The organism is Aliivibrio wodanis, from assembly GCF_052920805.1.
On sequence record NZ_JBREXA010000002.1, the window covers coordinates 1146976 to 1168015 of the forward strand.

Below are 21040 nucleotides of genomic sequence, written 5' to 3' on the forward strand. Positions count from 1 at the left end.
TGATGACTAAACGTTGGTGGCACTACTTCGGGTAGTGTTTTGTGCTTAATTAATTTTGACATAAAAACCTTGCCCGCCATCTAGCGGGTTTTTTTATGTCTTAAGTACAACCAATCAGTAAAGCTAATAATAGATGAAAATCTAAACAGTCAGTCATTCAGCCCTCACAAGTTTTAAGAAAAGAGTGGCAACAAAAGTGAAATATGCGACTATGAAAACCAATAAGAATGTAACATCAATTCAACGTATTAGCATGGAGGCTGGAATGCAGTCAGTAATGTCCAATGATGGTCAGCTAGAAGTTCTTTCCCTTGACGTTCCATACGTTTCCGATCCAACCCAACTTTACTCTACCTTGTGTGAAAATAAAGAGATGAGCTTGTTGCTCGAAGGGGCTGAAGTAAACTCTAAGCAAAACATTATAAGCTTAATGCTGATTGATGCTGCGGTACGAATTCATTGTTTTGATAAAGACGTTACCTTAGAAGCCCTAACACTGAACGGTGAACGTTTATTACAGACCTTAGCGCTATCTCTGCCTTCTTCTTTGATTACTCTTTCTTCTCAAACTCTACTCACGCTGCACTTTCCAGAGATTAACCAAGATCTGGATGAAGACAGTCGTTTACGTGAGCTTTCTTCTTTTGATGCTCTGCGTTTTATTCAAAATCACTTTGATGTAACTGGGTTACCCTCTAATGCACTATTTTTAGGCGGTTTATTTGCTTATGATTTAGTAGCGAATTTTGAAAACCTTGGTAATGCAGAGACAACTAATAGTTGCCCTGACTATGTGTTTTATGTAGCGGAATCACTTTTGGTCATCGATCACCAAACAGAGTCTTCGGTACTTCAGGGTTCACTGTTTAATGCTGATGAAAAAATCAAAACCAGTGTTTCTGCTCGACTCATTGAAATAAAAGAGTTCTGTTCAGAGCCACACACAGTTCCTGCAGCACCGACGCTACAAAGCTGTGACGCGATCCCAAGTGTCTCCGATGAAGATTTCTGTCAAACCGTATTAGATTTAAAAGAATTTGTTATTAAAGGCGATATTTTCCAAGTTGTTCCTTCTCGTCGATTTACTCTTCCTTGCCCTGCGCCATTAGCGGCTTACCGTGAACTGAAAATAGGTAACCCAAGTCCTTATATGTTTTATCTGCAAGATCGCGATTTCACCCTGTTTGGTGCATCGCCTGAATCTGCATTGAAATACGGCAAAGAAACAAACCAAGTTGAGATTTACCCAATCGCAGGCACACGCCAACGTGGTAAAAACAGCGATGGTTCTATCAACCATGATTTAGATAGCCGCATTGAATTAGAACTGCGTTGTGATACCAAAGAAAACGCAGAACACATGATGCTAGTTGATTTAGCTCGTAATGACGTGGCTCGTATTTCAGAAGCAGGCACTCGCTATGTGGCTGATTTATTAAAAGTCGACCGCTACAGCCATGTTATGCATCTGGTTTCGCGTGTTGTTGGCCAATTACGTGGCGATCTTGATGCCCTTCATGCTTACCAAGCTTGTATGAATATGGGGACATTAACTGGCGCACCAAAAATTCGTGCAATGCAGCTCATTCGTGACGTAGAAAAAACACGCCGAGGCACTTATGGTGGCGCTGTAGGTTATTTAACGGGTGATGGCAATATGGATACTTGTATTGTTATTCGTTCAGCCTATGTTGAAGACGGGATCGCTCAAGTTCAAGCAGGCGCAGGTGTGGTTTATGATTCCAACCCACAAGCTGAAGCTGATGAAACTCGTGGAAAAGCACAAGCGGTGATCTCTGCGATTCAAAAAGCGCACTTAGCTCAACCAGCAAGCACTAAGGAGAAAAACTAATGGCTCATATTGTATTACTCGATAATTTCGACTCCTTTACTTATAACTTGGTTGATCAATTTCGCTCCCTTGGTTACCCAGTCACTATTTATCGAAATAGTTTATCCGCCGCGGCTTTTGAAGAGGCGGTAAATAAACTAGAAAACCCAATCGTTGTGTTATCACCAGGTCCTGGTGCCCCATCCGAGGCAGGCTGTATGCCTGAAGTCATTCAACGCTTAAAAGGCAAAGTACCTATGATTGGAATTTGTCTTGGTCATCAGGCAATTGTTGAAGCATATGATGGTACGGTTGCAGGTGCTGGTGAAATCGTTCATGGAAAATCTGCAATGATGAGCCATAACCAACACGCAATTTTTGACGGTTTACCAAACCCACTCTCTATTGCTCGTTACCACTCTTTAGTCGCAACAAAGGTAACCGATCAATTAACCATTACAGCAACCGTTGATGATTTAGTCATGGCGGTGATCCAAGAAGAAGATAAAGTGTGTGGATTCCAATTTCACCCTGAATCTATCTTAACGACTCAAGGTGCTGAGCTACTAATTAATACACTAAACTGGGCTTTAAATTTAGATTCAAGCCATTCAGATAACAAAGAATAAGGATAAGGATATTCTCATGACTCAAATTGAAGCCATTTTTACTAAATTGTACGACCAAGTTTCTCTTTCAGAAGCGGAAAGCCAAGTTCTTTTTGATGCAATTATTAAAGGCGAGTTAGATCCGATTCTACTTACCGCCGCGCTAACTTGTTTAAAAATAAAAGGCGAAACGCCTAACGAGATTGCTGGCGCTGCAAAAGCTCTGCTCGAAAATGCGAACCCATTCCCTCGTCCAGATTATGATTTTGCAGATATCGTAGGCACAGGTGGTGATGGTTCAAATACAATCAATATTTCCACCACAGCAGCCTTTGTAGCAGCAGCCTGTGGATTAAAAATCGCAAAACACGGTAATCGTGGCGTATCAAGCAAATCAGGTTCTTCTGACTTATTAGATTCTTTTGGTATCAACTTAGCGATGTCAGCAGAAGACACACGTAAAGCGGTTGATGATTTAGGCGTTGCCTTCTTATTTGCTCCTCATTATCACGGTGGTGTTCGTCACGCGATGCCAATTCGTCAAACCATGAAAACACGCACCATCTTTAATATCCTTGGTCCGTTGATCAACCCTGCTCGTCCAAACATTGAGTTAATGGGTGTGTACGATGAGTCACTGGTTCGCCCTATCGCAGAAACCATGGTGAACATGGGAATGAAACGCGCAGCGGTTGTATTTGGTTCAGGCTTAGATGAGGTTGCCATTCATGGCCCAACAACCGTCGCTGAAATTATTGATGGCGAAATCAAAGAATACACATTAACGCCTGAAGATTTTGGTTTAGACACTCATCCGCTTGAAGCAATTAAAGGCGGAGAACCAGAAGAAAACAGAGCCATTATTACTAATATTTTGACAGGTAAAGGGACTGACGCCCAACTGGGCGCGATTGCGGTTAACGTTGCTCTATTAATGCGCCTGTTTGGACATGAAGATTTAAAAGCCAATGCGCAAAAAGCCATTGATGCGATGAACTCAGGTAAAGCATTTGAGCTAGTTCAACAACTGGCTGCACGAGGATAAGAAAGATGACACAACAATTATCTGAGCACATCTCAGTAGAAAATACCCAAATGGCTGAAGTGCTAGTTAAAATTGTCAAAGACAAAGCGATTTGGATAAGTGAACGTAAAGAAAGTCAGCCTCTAGATACCTTTAAGAATGGCCTAACAAATTCTGATCGCAGTTTTTATGATGCATTAAAAACGGGCAAAACCGAGTTTATTCTTGAGTGTAAAAAAGCATCGCCATCGAAAGGATTAATTCGCCAAGATTTTGATCTTAACTACATTGCTTCAGTCTACAACAAACACGCCAGTGCGATTTCTGTGTTAACGGACGAAAAGTATTTCCAAGGTAGTTTTGATTTCTTACCAATTATTCGTGACCAAGTTAATCAGCCTATTCTATGCAAAGATTTTATGATTGATGCATACCAAGTGTATTTAGCTCGCCATTACGGTGCTGATGCGATTCTACTAATGCTTTCTGTACTTAACGATAAAGAATACAAAGAACTTGCAGAAGTCGCTCATTCATTTGGGATGGGTGTGCTCACGGAGGTCAGTAATGAAGAAGAGTTACACCGAGCTGTTGCATTAGAAGCACAAGTAATTGGGATTAATAACCGTAATCTACGTGATTTATCTACCGATTTGAACCGCACGAAAGAACTTGCACCACTGCTACCAAAAGGCACAACGATCATTTCTGAGTCTGGTATCTATAACCATCAGCAAGTGAAAGATCTAGCGAAACACGCAACAGGTTTTTTAATTGGTAGCTCGTTAATGGCAGAAGAAAATCTAGAACTGGCAGCTCGAAAAGTGATTCTAGGTGAAAACAAAGTCTGTGGGTTAACTTCTATTGAAGATGCAAAAGCAGTCTATAACTCAGGTGCAGTGTATGGCGGATTGATCTTTGTAGAAAAATCACCTCGCTCTGTTTCACTAGAGACAGCAAAAGCCATCACTCAAGCAACCACATTAAATTATGTGGGTGTTTTCCAAAACGAGACAATCTCTACTGTTGCACAACGAGCAAATGAGCTATCTCTTGCCGTGGTTCAACTGCATGGTTCTGAGAGTGAAGAATACATTGCAGAGCTAAAAAAACAGCTACCCGTGTGTTGCCAAGTGTGGAATGTTATTTCTGTGTCAGATGATGCACAAAGCATTTCCCTTCCTCAAAGCCTTGCTGATAAAGTGTTGGTAGATTGTAAAGTTGGCACTCAAGCCGGTGGTACTGGTGTTAGTTTTGATTGGAGTAAACTGCCACATAACGACATTATGCTGGCCGGTGGCTTATCACTCGACAATACCAAAAAAGCTGCACAACTTGGCTGTTACGGATTAGATTTCAACTCTGGTGTCGAATCAGCTCCAGGTAAAAAAGATCACAAAAAATTACGCGCCGTATTTAGCGCATTACGAGATTATTAAGGAAAATATCATGGCAAAATTAGATGCCTACTTCGGCGAATATGGTGGTCAGTACGTTCCACAAATTTTAGTTCCAGCACTTGATCAACTTGAGCAAGCTTTCATTGACGCTCAAGCAGACGAAGATTTCCGCGCTGAGTTTATGACGTTACTGCAAGAGTACGCCGGTCGTCCTACTGCCCTTACGCTTTGTCGTAATCTAACCAAGGGTACTAAAACTAAATTGTATCTAAAGCGTGAAGATTTACTGCACGGTGGCGCTCACAAAACTAACCAAGTATTAGGTCAAGCCCTACTCGCACTACGTATGGGTAAAAAAGAGATCATTGCTGAAACTGGCGCAGGTCAACACGGTGTTGCGACGGCTCTTGCTTGTGCTCTACTTGGTTTAAAATGTCGTGTTTACATGGGTGCTAAAGATATTGAACGTCAAAGCCCAAATGTATTCCGTATGGAGCTAATGGGCGCAACAGTGATCCCTGTTCATTCAGGTTCATCAACACTAAAAGATGCATGTAATGAAGCACTACGTGACTGGTCTGCAACTTATGAAACTGCGCACTACCTATTAGGTACAGCCGCTGGCCCTCACCCATTCCCAACGATTGTTCGTGATTTCCAACGAATGATTGGTGAAGAAACAAAAATGCAGATCCTTGCACGTGAAGGTCGTCTTCCTGATGCCGTTATTGCTTGTGTTGGTGGCGGTTCAAACGCCATTGGTATGTTTGCTGACTTCATTGAAGAAGAAGAAGAGGTAAAACTGATTGGTGTTGAGCCAGCCGGTAAAGGTATTGATACCGACCAACATGGCGCTCCACTTAAACATGGTAAAACTGGCATCTTCTTTGGTATGAAAGCACCATTAATGCAAGATGAACATGGTCAAATTGAAGAATCATACTCAGTATCTGCTGGTCTTGATTTCCCATCGGTAGGTCCACAACACGCACATTTAAATGCAATTGGTCGTGCTGAATATGGCTCAGTGACCGATGATGAAGCGCTAGAAGCATTCCAAACGTTAGCAAAAGGCGAAGGTATTATTCCTGCATTAGAATCGTCTCACGCTCTGGCTTATGCACTTCAACTGGCGCACGCTGAACCAGAAAAAGAACAACTGTTAGTGGTTAACCTATCAGGCCGTGGTGATAAAGACATCTTCACTGTTCATGACATTCTAAAAGAAAAGGGAGAAATCTAATGGATCGTTATCAAGACCTCTTTGCTAAATTAGCAGAAAAAAACCAAGGTGCCTTTGTTCCTTTTGTAACGATTGGAGATCCAACCCCTGAGCTTTCTTATCAGATCATGGAAACGTTAGTTGAGTCAGGTGCCGATGCCCTTGAATTAGGTATTCCATTCTCTGACCCTCTGGCGGATGGCCCGACAATTCAAGGCGCAAACATTCGTGCATTAAACAGCAAAACAACGCCTATTGTGTGCTTTGATTTAATCGCAAAAATCCGAGCCAAATACCCTGAAACCCCAATTGGTCTATTAGTTTACGCTAACCTTGTATTCGCAAACGGCATCGATACTTTCTATGCTAAATGCCAACAAGCCGGTGTAGATTCTGTGTTGATTGCAGATGTTCCAACCAATGAATCAGACGAGTTTAGAGCAAGCGCGATTAAGCATAATGTTCACCCTATCTTCATTGCTCCACCATCAGCATCAGATGAAACGTTAGAAACCGTTGCTAAGTTAGGTGGTGGCTACACTTACCTTCTTTCTCGTGCTGGTGTTACAGGCGCAGAAACTAAAGCAGGTATGCCAGTAGCTCAACTATTAGAGCGCTTAAATCAATTTGATGCACCACCTGCTATCTTAGGTTTTGGTATTTCAGAGCCTGCACAAGTAGAAGAAGCAATTAAAGCCGGTGCAGCAGGAGCTATTTCAGGCTCTGCTACAGTAAAGATCATTGAGCAACATCAAGATAATCCAGCCGCTTTACTTGAGGCTCTTTCGTCGTTTACTTCATTGATGAAAGCTGCAACACAAAAATAACATTTAACACATTACCTTACCCCAAAAGAGCTCATCACGAGCTCTTTTTTTATTTATCACTTTTCTCACTGCTTTATTACGTTAAATATTAATTAGAGTCCGTTTACTAACATAAGTAATAATAAGTATCATGGCGCACAAAAAAGAAACAAACACCCTACATAAAACTACATAAAATGAGATCTATTTGATAAAACTATTGATAGATGTAAATATTGCGTGTAAAACAGCTCCCAATATATTTAACCAATAAATACATATTTAACAAGACATACAAACTTCGTCTTGTTACAAAAACAGCATAGAGGTAGATAAAGTGTTACAACAAAAAGGACTTCTCAACAATATTGGCGTTCAAGTCGTTATTGCAATGATCGTAGGTACCATGGTTGGTGCAACAATGGGGCAATCTGCCGCTATGTTTGCTCCATTAGGAACCATCTTTATTAACCTAATTAAAATGCTGGTTATTCCACTAGTTGCGGTTGCTCTAATCTCTGGAGCTGCAGGACTAGGTAATAGCAGTAATGCAGGTAAAGTTGGTTTAACAACTTTAGGTTACTTCGGTATCACTTCAGCACTTGCTGTTGCACTGGCGCTGTTCATGGGTGAGATTTTTGAACCAGGCAAAGGCATTGATGTCTCTGGCGTTGAAGGTATGTTCTCATCAGCGTACGCCGCAAAAGGTGAACTGCCAACTTTCTGGGCAACTATTACAGGAATGATCCCTACCAATGTATTCCAATCATTAAATGAAGCAAATATTCTGCAAATTCTTGTTTTCTGCTTATTTTTTGGTATTGGTCTTTCTAAACTAGAGAAAAAACGTCGTGAACCAATGCTTAATACGGTTAATAGCATTGTCGATATAATGGTTTGGATGATCAACAAGGTTATGATCATTGCTCCTATTGGCGTGTTTGGCTTAATGGCTGAAGCAGTAGGTACATTTGGTTTTGGCGCATTAATGGTCGTATTTAAACTGTTTGTGGTTTATATCGTAGCTATTCTTGTATTTGGTTTTATCGCTTACCCGTTAATGGTTGGCCTACTAACTAAAACCTCTGCAAAGAAATTTCTGATTGCAATGAAAAAACCACAAGCGGTTGCATTATCAACTGCGTCATCAATGGCAACACTTCCTGTAACTATGGAAACAGTTGAAAAAGACTTAGGGGTTCGTAACTCTACTGCCTCGTTTGTTTTGCCATTAGGTGCAACAATCAATATGTCTGGTAACGCAATTTACTACGGCCTAGTTGCTATCTTCTTCGCACAACTGTTCAACATTGACCTATCAATTGGGGCTTATGTTGCAATCATCGTAACCTCAACGTTAGGTGCCGTTGGTCAGGCAGGCGTTCCTGGTCCCTCTTTCTTAGTTGTTGCTGTTCTGCTTGCTGCTGGTATTCCAATTGAAGGCCTACCGCTTCTATTCGCATTAGACCGTATCTTTGACATGATCCGTACTGCTCTTAACATCACTGGTGATGCTGCATGTGCCGTAATTGTTGACTCTATGGTTGAAGAAACAATAGAAGCAACGACAGAAAATAAAGAAGCGTAAATTCATTACTTCTTTACATCAGATATTATTAAGCCAACTCACACTTGCTCTTTCTAGTTGAAAGCATAATGAGTTGGCTTTTCTTTTTCACCAACAAGCACGCATAAAATGTAACAAGTAATTTTTAGCGATTCCCTCCCCTGTAAATTTTAGATACACTCGCTACATAATTAATTATTGGCTCAACCTATAACTATGAAACAGATTTTAGATTTTATCCCACTGATTATCTTTTTTACCCTGTACAAAATGTACGATATTTACACTGCAACAGGTGCACTTATTATAGCCACAGCTGTTCAACTTATTTTGACTTATGTTCTTTATAAGAAAGTTGAAAAAATGCAGCTAATCACCTTTCTTATGGTGACCGTCTTTGGTGGCATGACGATCTTCTTACATGATGACAACTTCATAAAGTGGAAAGTAACAATCGTATACTGCGTCTTTGCGGCAGGTTTATTAGTCTCTCAAATTATAGGTAAACCTGTAATTAAAGGCATGCTAGGCAAAGAAGTAACGCTAACTGATCCTCAATGGAACAAGATCAACTATGCATGGATCTTATTCTTCACTGTATGTGCTATTGCTAACTTATATGTAGCATTTGAAATGCCATTAGATGTATGGGTTAACTTTAAGGTCTTTGGCTTACTTGGGCTCACCTTCTTATACACATTGCTTACAGGTATGTACGTTTATAAACACATGCCAAAAGAGGCAAAAGAAGAGCAAGAGTAATCTTAGTTTCCTATACACAAATAAAATCAAGTAAACGATTGAATAATAAATAATTTTATAAATTAAATTATCATCAAAAACTATAATAGAGCTCTCTGAGCCGTGCTGTTTTATCGCACGGCTTTTTTATATCTGTTTTTTTATGATAGACTGCCGCCAATTTCATTTTTGCTGTATTGGAACCTACTTTGACTACCCCAGATAACCTTGGACAAGCCCCTAAAGGCCAACTTCTTCTTCGTACTCTTTCTATGCCAGCAGACACCAATGCCAATGGCGATATTTTTGGTGGATGGATCATGTCTCAACTCGATTTAGCTGGTGGCATTTTAGCCAAAGAAATTTCTGGCGGCCGTATTGTTACCGTATCTGTTTCTAGTATTACCTTTAAAAAGCCAGTAAAAGTAGGTGATGTTGTCTGCTGTTATGGCGAATGTATAAAAATTGGTCGTACTTCTATGTCGATTAATTTAGAAGTATGGATCAAGCCAGTAAAAGAACACGGCATTGGTGACCGTTTTATGGTGTGTGATGCCACATTCAATTATGTAGCTATTGATGCTAAAGGGAAACCGCGTCCAATCAAAAAATAGAAAAAAAGCAGAAGACAACCTTCTGCTTTTACTTATTTTTTAATAAATAAAGCTATTAAAAAATAATAACCTATACTATTTCATTGCTGCTTTAATTAATGCTTTTACTGTTTCAGCATCACTCGCGGTATCTACCTTAGTAAAATAGGTCAATGCTAACTCTTCAGGTTGGTCAACATTTGTAATAACGAGATAATCATCTTCAACACCATAGCCTAACAACCTTTTTGATACTTGCATATTGTCCTTTGGTGAACCAACAATCACAATTGACTTTGCATTGGCAAAGCGTTCCTTTTCTAATGAAGAATGCTGTTGAAGCACAAGACTTGAATCTAGCACAACCATTGCATGATTACTCGAGGCATAGAGCGCCTTTTCTCCCGATGTAGATTCAACGGGCCCTTCCATACTAACCATTTCTGTTACTACATCAAGCGACGAGTTCGTTGCATTATCCACTAACAAATGAACTGGATTTGCCAGTGTAGAAACAGAAAGGAACGTTGCGACAGTTAAAGTCAATATTGATGTCATTTTCATAATTTAAGTCCTAATATAGTTATCGGTTTAACGTTCCAGTTTCATGAACTCGATACAACTTACCTGATCTGCCCTCAACACATTTTGTCTCAACCAAGAAGTTTTTTGACGTTGCGTAAGTATCATAACTTGCACTGTAACCTGGAGACTTTTCAACTACCGTTAGTACATTACTGTCATGATCCGCATCATATTGACCACGATCCATACTTAAAGTATGTCTAAATATCTGCTCCCTAAGACCTTTGTCTGGTTTACAGTTGCCCGAATTTATAGTTTCTCGCCAAATGGTAAATGAACTAAAATCAATGTCACGCCAAGCCGACTGACCTATTTTATTATCAACAACGCTACTAGATCCTGAATGAACTTCAGTATTAAAAGCAGATATAGGCCAAATTGCATCTACGTTAAGTTTAAATTCAGAACTAGACCCCGTATCTGATGTTAACTCAGTGCCATGAACTGTCATTACTGTTTCTTCAGTTGAGTATCCACTTTCATAGCCCACCGCAAAATTAACTGAAGCACCTTTAGCATCAGTAGCTATACCACCATCAACGCCAAATGTAATGCTTGTTGATTTTGCAATATCTAATGTTTTATTTTGAGTGCTTGTTTCAGGGAAAAATTTATCTAGTCGCCAATAACGTGAATTGGTATCCCCACCCGGTATTGCTGGATTATTTTGAGAATTAACAGTTTGTATTTGTGTTTTTACGTTATTAAATACATTATTTAATTGTCTGTAGCCCCAAGCATCCCAACTAGCAACTAAATTTCCTTTTATATCGTTGTTATTATAATTTGGAGCATGAGAGCAAATTCTCGGAGTGATCGTTCCAATACAACGAAAATTTTGTTCTCTAAGTTGAGCTCCTCCAGTTGCATAAACCACATAGGTAGTCTCATTACCACCAGATAGCATAACTAGCTCAAGTTCATTGGTAATATCTACCTTTTCTGTCATTTGAGCCCAAGGATTATAACCATTTGGATATACACTGTATTTAAATGGATGCAATGAAACTTCTATTTGTCCACGACTTAAAGGGACGTAAGTACAAGTATTTTGCGATTCAATTTCTGCTAAGTCTAACCTTTTTAACTTAGCATTCGCTATTTTTACTCGATCATTATACAACTCACAAATGTCTTTTTTTGATGCTCCAAAAGGATTCGAAACGATTGGATTTATTTCAATCACATTAGCATTAACACCTAATGAACAAAATGAAGTAATAATCACACTGGATAATACTCCAAATTTTACGGGCTTATTATGGATATAACTGAACATAAGATCTCCTGATTAGTAATTTATAAACTATTCATAGCCTTAACAATATTCAGACACCCGAAAATTAAAGCTATATAAATAATTGAGAGAAACTTAACTTTACAACTTAATAAAACTACAAGCTTTAATATCAAAGAGATTACTATAGAAAAAACAAGAAATATCTTTTAATTTGAACAAGCTAATGTAGATTATAATATTAATTTATGATTATCTTTCATTTACTGACTAATTAAAATTTAACTACTCAAATGCATTATAGCAACGAAAATAATATGATATTCAATAAATTGAAATATGTTTTGTTCCCCTAACCATCTTTATATTAATCACTTAAATTAAAATAAATAGACTTAAATCCACATAACACTTTTGCAAAATTCGCACTAATATTAATTCCACAAAGAATTTAACGACATTTTATTAGAAACAAAATCAATAAACCGTCGATGTAATAAAGTCATCTGCTTCCTATTAGAATAGACAAGGTGTACATCTAAATTCTTAGCTTCCCAATCCGTTAATAGTTGAACAAGTTTTCCAGATTGAATTAAAGGCCAAGCACACGCTAGAGGTTGATAACTAATTCCAGCACCATCTAAGGTAGCTTTAAGTAAGATATTAGAATTATTGGCAATCAATCTCCCTGAAATAGCTACATTTTCATTTTCGTTTTCACGGTAAAAACTCCACTCATGTTTACCAAAATAACTAAAAGAAAGGCAATTATGTTCAATTAAAGATTTGGGGGTTGTAATCTCAACCTCATTGGCTAATAAATACTGAGGACTAGCGACAATAACTGAGCGACAAATACCAATTTTTTTCGCAACAATATTAGGATCTAAATCGTTACTAATTCGAACGGCTAAATCTATTCCATCTTCAATTAAGTTAATATGTTTATCTGCAACAATAAGTTCAATTTTAACTTGAGGCCCAGGGCAACCGCATGAGTGGTTAAATTTTAACCTCTGAGAAAAAACCTGCCGTTAAAACAGATTCAAGCATTGAAGTATTCATCATGCATCGCTTTTGTTTACCCACGATACTCAGTTTTGTGGGCTCAGCTCTGAGCATGTTCAAGCTCATGTGTCGTAAGCAGGAAAGGTTTTCGGCACCATTATCTTTGAATATAGAGCAAGCATCTTCATTCATGCTGACATCGAGTACCCAGTGCATTGATTCGATCCCCCAATGCTCTCTGACCGCCACTGCTGCTTGCTCTGCACTTAATTCTTTTGAGCTAATGTAATAACGATATTCTAGACTGGGCTGTTTTCCTTTAATGGCACGAAAGCTTTCAATCATGATGATACTTTTTAAGCCTTTCCAACGAGAAAAGTTACCTTCTAGAGCTGTACTTGGTAATACATAACTTTGACGTGATTCAATACGGCCATGACCTTGCTCAAGGTTAATGAGTTTGTTTACTGTAGAGCGTTGATTTGAAAATGCTTTTTCAACAGATTTGCGTAGCGAGCCTTGATTGTTTTTTACTGCTAATAAGTAGTCTGCGCCCTTATCTATTATGACTTTGGCTATTGCCGTTTGGCATGCCATGGCATCAATAGTCACTAATGCGCCTTTAATATCAAGCATCTTAATAAGCTCTGGAATAGCTGTTATTTCATTACTTTTTTGCTCTGTTTTTAACTGCCCTAAAACCAATTTGTTTGAAGAGGCGTAAGCACTCACCATATGGATAGTACTTGAGCGGTCGTCTCGATCATAAGAGCCACGAAGTGTCTTGCCATCAATAGCAACGACTTGGCCTTGAGTTAAAGAATGCACTGAAGACATCCAAGAGACGAAGCATTGATGAAATTGCTCTGGTTCAATATTTGAAACAATCCTAGCAATCGTATCATCGACAGGAATGTCATTTAAAAACATACCATTACGTTCAAACCAAGCGTGATGACCAAGAATGTATTCTCTAATATCAAACCAGCCTTTTGCTCCTGCAATAACAGCACACATTGAGCCGAATAGAACTTCAAAAAGGCAATAGGTTACTTTTGCACCTTGTCTTTGGTCTGTTATTTCATGAAAGTGTTCTTTAAAATGGTCAATGTGCATCGAATTCTCCTCGTTAAAGGAGGTATATGATCACAGGTAAATCTGATCGTCAAATCGATCGTTTAATTGATTAAAAAACATTCGTGATCTTGCCCTGACTTGAGGCCACAATGTACAAAATTCATTAACAGCTTCTAGTAAAAAAACATCAACCATTGCGTATGAACTAGTAATACGTAAGCGACCCGATAATGTGTCATTTTGGCGATCTATAATTGTATTAATATCACCCGTTAAAAAATCTATTTGATAAGCTCGTTGTAATGTTTTTTCACCTGCTTGGGTCAAACTTTGATTTCGTGTTGTTCTATGTAATAAACGTGTTCCAACCCAATCTTCTAATTCACTTAAATATCGAGAAACTTTGGTTCTTTCAATATCTAATAACTTTGCTGCTCCCGATAAGCTTCCTTGCTCCACAATCGTAATAAATACCTTTAATGCACTTAATCTGTCCATAATTCGAGGTTCTCTTATTTTATAAAAACTGAATAATGACTCTAATTCATGGTTAATTTATATCCAAGCCATCTAATTTTGAATAAGAATCACAATAATTAATAGTAAGAGAGAGCACTTCAAGATTAACAACAACAGCTTCCTTGTGAACATGTTAGGATCACACCAAGAACTGGTCGCTCAATTCCTAAAAATGCGTAGTTATTAGAAATTTTCTGATTAATTATCAAAAAGCTCTGGTTTATAGTCTGAGCTTTTTTTATGATGGGGTATCAATGATGATACAAAATAAAAGGACTCACCATGTGGTATGTAATTTTTTCTCAAGATGTTGAGAATAGTCTGGAACGTCGTTTAAGTGTTCGTGAAAAACATCTAGAGCGCCTTACTTTATTACAAAATGAAGGTCGTTTATTAGTTGCAGGACCAATGCCAGCAATCGACTCGGAAAACCCTGGAGAAGCAGGGTTTACTGGTTCAACCGTTATTGCAGAATTTGATTCATTAGATGCAGCTAAAGAATGGGCAAACAACGACCCATATATTGATGCAGGGGTTTATGCGAATGTAGTCGTGAAGCCATTTAAAAAAGTACTTCCTGCTTAATAATATAAATTTAAACTATAAGAACTATAATGAAAAAACTTATTCTTACCGCGTTAAGCACCCTACTACTTTCTGGCTGTGCCTCTAACGAACAGCAACAAGAAATTGAAATGCTAGCTGATTATCGCGCTAGTATTCTTTCGAGCACCCTTCCACTTGAGATTGGATCACTAACTTTACTTCAAGTAAAAGAAAGACAAGGTGTGGTTGAAATGGTCTTTTTAGATAGTGGTAATGGCGACACGAATACGAACCAGATTATAGAAACAAGTATTACCACTTACTGTAATGATAATGAAATTCGACCGGTTCTAGAAAAAGGGGTTGCTTATCGTTATTTGATCCGTAATTCACGCGGCCAAAAACAAAATGACATCTTAGTTACTGAACAGTCTTGTTTGGCGCGAGAAGCAATAGACGTAACTAAATGAACCAACGTGAATCGATAGCTAATTTAGCAAAAAGGTACTAGCCTATTAATAGCTAGTGCCTCTACATACTGCAATATCTAACTATTTATTCGTATTTGAAACTAAAATAGGTGATTCAAAACGAGCACAGTTAGTATTTAATAGAAAAGCTCTAATCATATAAATTACTTCCACTAAAATAAGATTTTGTTCAAACACTTGATCAGCAAGGTTTGAAAAGCCATAGTCTCATCAGCATCAAAGTAAGCTAGATATCAAATTGAAAAAGATAATTTCTTTTTAAAGATAATAAAGTGTTCTAAGCTTAAGTTGAAGGCCTTGTCGCTGAAAGAGAGTACGATATGAAACAGATATTTCTTATTTTCTGTCTACTATTCCCTAGAATGTCAAACGCAGAAATAAAATTAGTTACACTGGACTATCCTCCATATATAACTCAAAACAACGATCAATTAGATGGTGTTGCTGTTAGGCTAATAACGCATATCTTTCAACAGATGAGCACTCCTATAACAATTGAAATTTTACCATGGGGAAGAGCTATAAGCTCTGTTGAAAATGGTAGTGCTGATGCCATTTTTACAGCATTTAAAACACCATCTAGAGAAAAGTTTGCCGATTATAGTAAGGAAATTCTGTTTAATCAGACTATTAGAATAATTAGATCAAAGAGCAGTACTGTCAATTGGGAAAAGTCGAGAATTGGTGAATATAGACTCTGTGTAGTTAATAACGTGAGTTATGGCTCGTGGTTCGACAGTATGTTGGATAAAAAGCAATTTAAAGCAGTCTATAAAGTGGATTTTGCAGAGCAATGCGTCTTAATGATATCTTCCAAAAGGGCTGATTTTTGGGTTAACAATGAACTTGGTGCTCGATTTATTTCTGCTAATATGGGGGTAACAAATAAACTTCACTTAGAGGAACCTCCAGTAGAGTCAACTCCAAGCTATATTGCATTTTCTAAAAAAAATCAGCACATAAAGTTAATAAATAACTTTGACCAAATTCTTAATTCAATGAAAAAAAGTGGCACCTATCAAAAAATAATCGACCAATATTTCAATGAGTTAGAGATAAGTAAATAATACTTAAAAATAAAAAACATTGTGAAGAATATGAATATCATGCATCAATTAATATTAATACATGATATTTAAAGTTCCCTTTCTACTAATAAGTTCTCTTTATATAATTCAATATATTAACGGGTAAAACACATCACTTTTAAGCCGCTTTCAGGATTAATATCTGCAAACTCTGGCGGGTTATCTAAACGCTCTACAAATTTTAATTCAGGCGCTTCTTCTGCCATACCATCAATCAAGAAATCAGTAGATACCGCAGGGGAATTCACACATGCCAATACTTCACCCGTTTCGCTCAATAAGCTTGGTAAACGACGCAAGATCTTCTGATAATCTTTGGTTAACGCAAAGCTGCCTTTTTGGAAACTTGGCGGGTCAATAATGATCAAATCATATAAGCCTAATTTCTTAATCTTACCCCACGACTTAAATATATCATGTCCCAAGAATTTAACTTTAGACAGATCATGTTCATTTAAGCGGTGATTATCACGACCACGACCTAATGACGCTTTCGCCATATCGAGGTTAACAACTTGCGTCGCACCACCAGCAATAGCAGCCACAGAGAAACCACACGTATACGCAAATAAGTTCAATACCGACTTGCCTTCACTGTGTTCTTGAACCCACTGACGACCATAACGCATATCTAAAAAGATACCCATATTCTGGTTCTTTTTCAGCTCTAGTTGGTACCTTAAACCGTTTTCTTCAACGACAGGGAACGTATTTTCTTCTCCCCATACCACTTGTGTTGGCGCTAATTCTTGATAACGATGTTGCAATAAGATAGAAGTCCCTTTGGCATTCATCCATAACTCTGAGTCTGCAAATGCTTTTAGTCTAGCTTCTAACTCTTCTACAAATTCAGGTTCTTGCTCTTTAAATAACGCCACAACTAGTTGACCTTGAGAGCCTTGGCCATTCGAATCTTTCGCTTGTAACCAATCTATCGTAATTTGCTCTAATCCTTCAAAGCATTGACCACGACCATGAAATAAGCGGCGTAATTCACCTAATGGTTGAGTCAGTTGCTGTTCAAGATGCGTAAATAACGTGTTTAATGCTTCTATTTTCATTATTTCTTCTTAATCTCTGGCCAAGTTAATGTCCATGGCGCTTGCCATTGGGTTAATCCTGCTTGAATGGTTTCATTTTCCCATTCCGCACCTTGCTTTGGTAATTCAGCAAACTCAAACGCTTGCTCTTGATAGGTAAATCGCAAGGCATATGCATGAAGGTAACCACGATCAGCCTTAGACGAGCTATAAATTGAATCACCTAAAATACCAGAACCTACGCTTTTTAAAGCCACTCGAATTTGATGAGTTTTACCAGTGTGAGGTTTACATAAAAATAGGCGATTACCATCATGCGCGGCAGTTGAAAAAAACTGAGTAATCGCTGGGTTTTCTTTACTGTTGATCAGCTTCCATGACGCTCTACGTGAACGCTCCATATCGCCAATAACCAAACCTTGTTTTTTCTTAGGCTTTTTATCCCCAATGGCTAGATAGTATTTCTCAACTAAACGCTTCGCGAAAAGTTGTGATAATTCACTTGCGGCCGACTGATTACGACCAATAAGCAACAACCCTGATGTCATCTTGTCTAAACGATGAATAAGATAAAGCTGTTTATCACCAGTGACTTTAGCTAGCTCAATCAATAGTGATGTATCACCATCGTCTTTATGAACGCTAACATTAGGGTGTTTATTGATAACAAGAAAATCTGAATTTTGATAAAGGATATCGAACATTGGCGCTCCTAAAATTGAGCGCAGAGTATAGCGAGGATGGTATCTCAATTCCAATAAAAACGCCGATCAGATGATCAGCGTTGATTTATTATTTTTACAATTGAAGAAAATTATTTATGACGTTCTTTTAGTTTGTTAATCACATCATCAAACGACAAGCCTTGATCTTGAAGCAGAACAAACAAGTGATACATCAAATCTGCTGATTCACACACTAGCTCCGCCTTGTCACCCGACGTCGCTGCAAGCGCGACTTCAACGCCTTCTTCACCAACTTTCTGCGAAATACGTTTGGTGCCACGGGCATAGAGACTTGCTGTGTAAGATGAGTCAGGATCAGCATTCTTACGCTCGGCAAGTAACTGTTCCAACTGATGAAGCCACACCAATTGCGTTTCTTCGGTTTTATCGCCATCCCAACAGGTGGTTGTTCCTGTGTGGCACGTTGGGCCTACTGGATTAACTTTAATAAGCAAAGTATCGTTATCGCAATCTAGAGAAATATTAACTAGATTCAAGCTATTGCCTGACTCTTCGCCTTTGGTCCATAAACGATTTTTAGTGCGAGAGAAAAACGTAACCTTCTTTGTTTCTAATGTTTTCGACAGTGCTTCTTGATTCATGTAACCCATCATCAATACTTGGCTTGAACCAAAATCTTGAATAATAGCAGGCACTAACCCATCCACTTTTTCCCAATCAATTCGTGTTGCTAATTCTTGTTGGCTCATCGGCGCACCTCTACATCCTGTTGGGCTAAATATTCTTTTAATTCACCAATATTGATGATTTGTTTGTGGAATACAGATGCAGCTAATGCACCGTCCACGTTTGTTTTTTTATAGGCATCAGCAAAGTGAACCATTTCACCTGCACCGCCTGATGCAATTAATGGCACATGACACACTTCTCGTACCATTTTTAATTGCTCAAGATCGTAACCATTACGCACACCATCTTGATTCATCATGTTCAATACAATTTCACCCGCACCGCGTTTTTGAACTTCTTGCACCCAATCTTTGGTTTCCCATTTGGTTGCTTTGGTACGCTCTTCATCGCCGGTAAATTGGTAAACTTGGTATTTACCCGTTTCTTTATCAAAGTAAGAATCAATTCCTACAACGATACACTGAACACCAAATTTATCTGCAAGCTCTGTGATAAGTTCTGGATTCGCCAGTGCTGGTGAGTTAATTGATACTTTGTCAGCACCAAATTCTAAAATCTTCGCTGCATCTTCGGCGGTTTTAATACCACCTGCCACACAGAATGGAATATCAATCACTTCAGCTACGCGTGCTACCCAGCTTTTATCAACTACACGACCATCACTTGATGCGGTAATATCATAAAATACCAATTCATCCGCGCCCTCTTCTGCGTAACGCTGCGCCAGAGGGACAATATCACCAATGATCTCGTGATTACGAAATTGAACGCCTTTTACTACTTGCCCATCTTTTACATCAAGACAAGGAACTATTCGCTTTGCCAACATTGGAATGCCTCCTCTGCGGTGAACTTGCCATCAAGCAATGCTCGACCAACAATCACTCCTGCAACACCAGAGCCTTTAAGCGCAGCGATATCATCCAGAGAGCCTATGCCGCCAGAAGATTGGAATTGCACTTGTGGGTACTGTTTACATAGGTCTACGTAAAGTTCTACATTCGAGCCTTGCAGCGTGCCATCGCGTGAGATATCAGTACACAATACATGTTTCAAACCAACCGTTAGGTAATCTTCAAGCAATGCTTCAATCGTTACGCCTGAATCTTCTTGCCAACCTGAAATAGCAACGTTACGAGTGCCGTTTTCATCAATGTTGATATCTAGCGCTAATACGATTTTTTCTGCACCGTATTTTGCCATCCAACCTTTGACAAGCTCTGGCTGTTTTACCGCTGTAGAACCAACAACCACACGTTGTGCACCAGCGTTTAATAAATCTTGTACATCCGCTTCGTTACGTACGCCACCACCAATTTGAATATTGGCAGGGGTGCTTGCTAACAAACGAGCAATCAAATCTAACTGACGTGCTGTTGTGTCTTTTGCACCCGTTAAATCAACAAGGTGTAGCCAATTTGCGCCGGCTTGGTGATACAGATTAAACTGCTCAGCCGGATCAACTTTATATTCTGTTACTTGCCCGTAGTCGCCTTGAAACAGACGAACCACTTGGCCTTCAATTAAATCTAATGCTGGAATGATCATAAATATCCTTATTAACAGAGCCGAGAACATTCGCTACGCTCATTACGAGATCCGAGGGACGAGTAAGAGCCCTAAAACCTCGAAGCGAAGCGACCTCGCACCTCGTCCCTGCTCTTATAGCTCCAAAAAGTTCTGAATAAGCTTTGAACCCACTTTACTTGAACGCTCTGGGTGAAACTGAACACCGTAATAATTACCCACTTGTAATGCGGCGGTAAACGGTTGTCCATAGTCACAAGAAGCAATGGTGTAATCACCCACTTGCATGCCAAAGCTGTGTACGAAGTAAAAGTAACTGTTCTCTGGAATGTCTTTAAACAGCGAATTACCTTCAACGGGTTTAATTGTGTTCCAGCCCATGTGAGGTAGTGGTAAATTACCAGTTTGAAGCTTACGAACTTCACCATCACATAAGCCTAAGCAATCCACAATTTGATCTGCCTTTTGACCTTTCTCTTCAGAGAGTTTACCAAGCAGTTGCATACCTAAACAGATACCCAATAGCGGCTTTTCAACTTGTTTAACCAACTCAATGAGATCACGCTCAGCTAAGTTTTTCATCGCTTCGCTTGCTGTTCCTACTCCCGGTAAAAACAGCTTATCTGCTGCTAATACCACTTGTGGATCTCTGCTTATCGTAACGTCATAACCCAAACGCTCAATCGCAAATCTCACTGACGATACGTTAGAGCAACCTGTATCAATAATAACGACATTTTGCTTTGTCATAGTC

At 38.9% G+C, this 21040-nt stretch carries 22 protein-coding genes and 1 pseudogene; 12 read left to right on the plus strand and 11 right to left on the minus strand.

Translation table 11 applies throughout. The features are described from left to right. Window positions 1-265: 265 nt before the first annotated feature. The 9 genes from ACU5DF_RS13120 to yciA all read left to right on the plus strand — a co-directional run bounded on the left by ACU5DF_RS13120 (window position 266) and on the right by yciA (window position 9813). Window positions 266-1852 carry an anthranilate synthase component 1 gene (locus ACU5DF_RS13120; RefSeq protein ID WP_446714235.1) on the plus strand — a complete coding sequence of 529 codons (1587 nt, stop codon included), beginning with the start codon at window positions 266-268 and terminating at the stop codon, window positions 1850-1852. After that, entirely contained in the window at window positions 1852-2460 is a 609-nt protein-coding gene (locus tag ACU5DF_RS13125; protein ID WP_446713202.1) for an aminodeoxychorismate/anthranilate synthase component II, read from the plus strand. Before ACU5DF_RS13120 ends, ACU5DF_RS13125 begins: the two co-directional genes overlap by 1 nt. A gap of 16 nt (window positions 2461-2476) precedes the next feature. After that, on the plus strand, window positions 2477-3484 hold the full coding sequence (gene trpD, locus ACU5DF_RS13130) for an anthranilate phosphoribosyltransferase (RefSeq protein ID WP_446713203.1): 1008 nt from the start codon (window positions 2477-2479) through the stop codon (window positions 3482-3484). A gap of 5 nt (window positions 3485-3489) precedes the next feature. Continuing rightward, entirely contained in the window at window positions 3490-4902 is a 1413-nt protein-coding gene (gene trpCF, locus ACU5DF_RS13135; RefSeq protein WP_446713204.1) for a bifunctional indole-3-glycerol-phosphate synthase TrpC/phosphoribosylanthranilate isomerase TrpF, read from the plus strand. A gap of 10 nt (window positions 4903-4912) precedes the next feature. Next, complete coding sequence (gene trpB, locus ACU5DF_RS13140; RefSeq protein WP_446713205.1) at window positions 4913-6106, plus strand: tryptophan synthase subunit beta; 1194 nt, start codon at window positions 4913-4915, stop codon at window positions 6104-6106. After that, window positions 6106-6912: a tryptophan synthase subunit alpha gene (gene trpA, locus ACU5DF_RS13145; protein WP_446713206.1), complete on the plus strand. Its 807-nt coding sequence runs from the start codon at window positions 6106-6108 to the stop codon at window positions 6910-6912. Before trpB ends, trpA begins: the two co-directional genes overlap by 1 nt. 316 nt (window positions 6913-7228) lie before the next feature. Then, a complete protein-coding gene (locus ACU5DF_RS13150) occupies window positions 7229-8479 on the plus strand; it encodes a dicarboxylate/amino acid:cation symporter (protein ID WP_446713207.1) in 1251 nt (416 codons plus the stop codon). 195 nt (window positions 8480-8674) lie between these two features. Next, window positions 8675-9220 carry a septation protein A gene (locus ACU5DF_RS13155; RefSeq protein WP_446713208.1) on the plus strand — a complete coding sequence of 182 codons (546 nt, stop codon included), beginning with the start codon at window positions 8675-8677 and terminating at the stop codon, window positions 9218-9220. A 251-nt stretch (window positions 9221-9471) separates the two neighbouring features. Further along, window positions 9472-9813, plus strand: coding sequence for an acyl-CoA thioester hydrolase YciA (gene yciA / locus ACU5DF_RS13160; protein ID WP_446714236.1), 342 nt, complete (start codon window positions 9472-9474; stop codon window positions 9811-9813). Window positions 9814-9888: 75 nt separating this feature from the next. On the opposite strand, the gene ACU5DF_RS13165 is transcribed toward yciA, so the two are convergent. From ACU5DF_RS13165 to ACU5DF_RS13185, 5 genes and pseudogenes are all read right to left on the minus strand, one after another. Continuing rightward, on the minus strand, window positions 9889-10356 hold the full coding sequence (locus tag ACU5DF_RS13165) for a hypothetical protein (RefSeq protein ID WP_045101768.1): 468 nt from the start codon (window positions 10354-10356) through the stop codon (window positions 9889-9891). Window positions 10357-10375: 19 nt separating this feature from the next. After that, on the minus strand, window positions 10376-11656 hold the full coding sequence (locus ACU5DF_RS13170; protein WP_446713209.1) for a hypothetical protein: 1281 nt from the start codon (window positions 11654-11656) through the stop codon (window positions 10376-10378). Between the two features lie 392 nt (window positions 11657-12048). Beyond that, window positions 12049-12582, minus strand: a complete 534-nt coding sequence (locus ACU5DF_RS13175; protein ID WP_446714237.1) for a substrate binding domain-containing protein — start codon at window positions 12580-12582, stop codon at window positions 12049-12051. Window positions 12583-12616: 34 nt separating this feature from the next. Further along, the gene (locus ACU5DF_RS13180; protein WP_446711344.1) at window positions 12617-13738 is read right to left on the minus strand and encodes an ISAs1 family transposase; all 1122 of its coding nucleotides are present in this window, start codon (window positions 13736-13738) and stop codon (window positions 12617-12619) included. A 251-nt stretch (window positions 13739-13989) separates the two neighbouring features. Further along, a pseudogene (locus ACU5DF_RS13185) lies at window positions 13990-14197 on the minus strand (LysR family transcriptional regulator); the annotation flags it as partial. Window positions 14198-14500: 303 nt separating this feature from the next. On the opposite strand from ACU5DF_RS13185, the gene ACU5DF_RS13190 reads away from it, so the two are divergent. The 3 genes from ACU5DF_RS13190 (at window position 14501) to ACU5DF_RS13200 (ending at window position 16322) form a co-directional block, all read left to right on the plus strand. Continuing rightward, window positions 14501-14803, plus strand: a complete 303-nt coding sequence (locus ACU5DF_RS13190; protein ID WP_045101765.1) for a YciI family protein — start codon at window positions 14501-14503, stop codon at window positions 14801-14803. A 29-nt stretch (window positions 14804-14832) separates the two neighbouring features. Continuing rightward, entirely contained in the window at window positions 14833-15234 is a 402-nt protein-coding gene (locus ACU5DF_RS13195) for a GspS/AspS pilotin family protein (RefSeq protein ID WP_045101764.1), read from the plus strand. Window positions 15235-15575: 341 nt separating this feature from the next. Next, complete coding sequence (locus ACU5DF_RS13200; RefSeq protein ID WP_446713210.1) at window positions 15576-16322, plus strand: substrate-binding periplasmic protein; 747 nt, start codon at window positions 15576-15578, stop codon at window positions 16320-16322. A gap of 116 nt (window positions 16323-16438) precedes the next feature. Here the strand turns inward: ACU5DF_RS13200 and ACU5DF_RS13205 are convergent, their stop codons facing one another. The 6 genes from ACU5DF_RS13205 to hisH all read right to left on the minus strand — a co-directional run bounded on the left by ACU5DF_RS13205 (window position 16439) and on the right by hisH (window position 21036). Then, window positions 16439-17404 (minus strand): class I SAM-dependent methyltransferase, encoded by a 966-nt coding sequence (locus ACU5DF_RS13205; protein WP_446713211.1) that lies wholly within the window; start codon window positions 17402-17404, stop codon window positions 16439-16441. Continuing rightward, entirely contained in the window at window positions 17404-18087 is a 684-nt protein-coding gene (locus ACU5DF_RS13210) for a TIGR01621 family pseudouridine synthase (RefSeq protein WP_446713212.1), read from the minus strand. Before ACU5DF_RS13210 ends, ACU5DF_RS13205 begins: the two co-directional genes overlap by 1 nt. Window positions 18088-18197: 110 nt before the next feature. Continuing rightward, window positions 18198-18818, minus strand: coding sequence for a bifunctional phosphoribosyl-AMP cyclohydrolase/phosphoribosyl-ATP diphosphatase HisIE (hisIE, locus tag ACU5DF_RS13215; RefSeq protein ID WP_446713213.1), 621 nt, complete (start codon window positions 18816-18818; stop codon window positions 18198-18200). After that, window positions 18815-19588, minus strand: coding sequence for an imidazole glycerol phosphate synthase subunit HisF (hisF, locus tag ACU5DF_RS13220; protein ID WP_061002089.1), 774 nt, complete (start codon window positions 19586-19588; stop codon window positions 18815-18817). The genes hisIE and hisF overlap by 4 nt, the downstream gene beginning before the upstream one ends. Beyond that, window positions 19570-20307 carry a 1-(5-phosphoribosyl)-5-[(5-phosphoribosylamino)methylideneamino]imidazole-4-carboxamide isomerase gene (hisA, locus tag ACU5DF_RS13225; RefSeq protein ID WP_446713214.1) on the minus strand — a complete coding sequence of 246 codons (738 nt, stop codon included), beginning with the start codon at window positions 20305-20307 and terminating at the stop codon, window positions 19570-19572. The genes hisF and hisA overlap by 19 nt, the downstream gene beginning before the upstream one ends. A 114-nt stretch (window positions 20308-20421) precedes the next feature. Further along, entirely contained in the window at window positions 20422-21036 is a 615-nt protein-coding gene (hisH, locus tag ACU5DF_RS13230) for an imidazole glycerol phosphate synthase subunit HisH (RefSeq protein ID WP_446713215.1), read from the minus strand. Window positions 21037-21040 lie beyond the last annotated feature (4 nt).

What these genes read in the sequence shown, in the direction of transcription:
- hisA (WP_446713214.1), bottom strand. Translation starts at nt 20,307, where the DNA reads ATGATCATTCCAGCATTAGATTTAATTGAAGGCCAAGTGGTTCGTCTG.
- trpA (WP_446713206.1), top strand. Translation starts at nt 6,106, where the DNA reads ATGGATCGTTATCAAGACCTCTTTGCTAAATTAGCAGAAAAAAACCAA.
- ACU5DF_RS13210 (WP_446713212.1), bottom strand. Translation starts at nt 18,087, where the DNA reads ATGTTCGATATCCTTTATCAAAATTCAGATTTTCTTGTTATCAATAAA.
- ACU5DF_RS13125 (WP_446713202.1), top strand. Translation starts at nt 1,852, where the DNA reads ATGGCTCATATTGTATTACTCGATAATTTCGACTCCTTTACTTATAAC.
- ACU5DF_RS13170 (WP_446713209.1), bottom strand. Translation starts at nt 11,656, where the DNA reads ATGTTCAGTTATATCCATAATAAGCCCGTAAAATTTGGAGTATTATCC.
- ACU5DF_RS13165 (WP_045101768.1), bottom strand. Translation starts at nt 10,356, where the DNA reads ATGAAAATGACATCAATATTGACTTTAACTGTCGCAACGTTCCTTTCT.
- ACU5DF_RS13155 (WP_446713208.1), top strand. Translation starts at nt 8,675, where the DNA reads ATGAAACAGATTTTAGATTTTATCCCACTGATTATCTTTTTTACCCTG.
- trpCF (WP_446713204.1), top strand. Translation starts at nt 3,490, where the DNA reads ATGACACAACAATTATCTGAGCACATCTCAGTAGAAAATACCCAAATG.
- hisH (WP_446713215.1), bottom strand. Translation starts at nt 21,036, where the DNA reads ATGACAAAGCAAAATGTCGTTATTATTGATACAGGTTGCTCTAACGTA.
- ACU5DF_RS13205 (WP_446713211.1), bottom strand. Translation starts at nt 17,404, where the DNA reads ATGAAAATAGAAGCATTAAACACGTTATTTACGCATCTTGAACAGCAA.
- ACU5DF_RS13195 (WP_045101764.1), top strand. Translation starts at nt 14,833, where the DNA reads ATGAAAAAACTTATTCTTACCGCGTTAAGCACCCTACTACTTTCTGGC.
- ACU5DF_RS13120 (WP_446714235.1), top strand. Translation starts at nt 266, where the DNA reads ATGCAGTCAGTAATGTCCAATGATGGTCAGCTAGAAGTTCTTTCCCTT.
- ACU5DF_RS13180 (WP_446711344.1), bottom strand. Translation starts at nt 13,738, where the DNA reads ATGCACATTGACCATTTTAAAGAACACTTTCATGAAATAACAGACCAA.
- trpD (WP_446713203.1), top strand. Translation starts at nt 2,477, where the DNA reads ATGACTCAAATTGAAGCCATTTTTACTAAATTGTACGACCAAGTTTCT.
- hisF (WP_061002089.1), bottom strand. Translation starts at nt 19,588, where the DNA reads ATGTTGGCAAAGCGAATAGTTCCTTGTCTTGATGTAAAAGATGGGCAA.
- trpB (WP_446713205.1), top strand. Translation starts at nt 4,913, where the DNA reads ATGGCAAAATTAGATGCCTACTTCGGCGAATATGGTGGTCAGTACGTT.
- hisIE (WP_446713213.1), bottom strand. Translation starts at nt 18,818, where the DNA reads ATGAGCCAACAAGAATTAGCAACACGAATTGATTGGGAAAAAGTGGAT.
- yciA (WP_446714236.1), top strand. Translation starts at nt 9,472, where the DNA reads ATGCCAGCAGACACCAATGCCAATGGCGATATTTTTGGTGGATGGATC.
- ACU5DF_RS13190 (WP_045101765.1), top strand. Translation starts at nt 14,501, where the DNA reads ATGTGGTATGTAATTTTTTCTCAAGATGTTGAGAATAGTCTGGAACGT.
- ACU5DF_RS13200 (WP_446713210.1), top strand. Translation starts at nt 15,576, where the DNA reads ATGAAACAGATATTTCTTATTTTCTGTCTACTATTCCCTAGAATGTCA.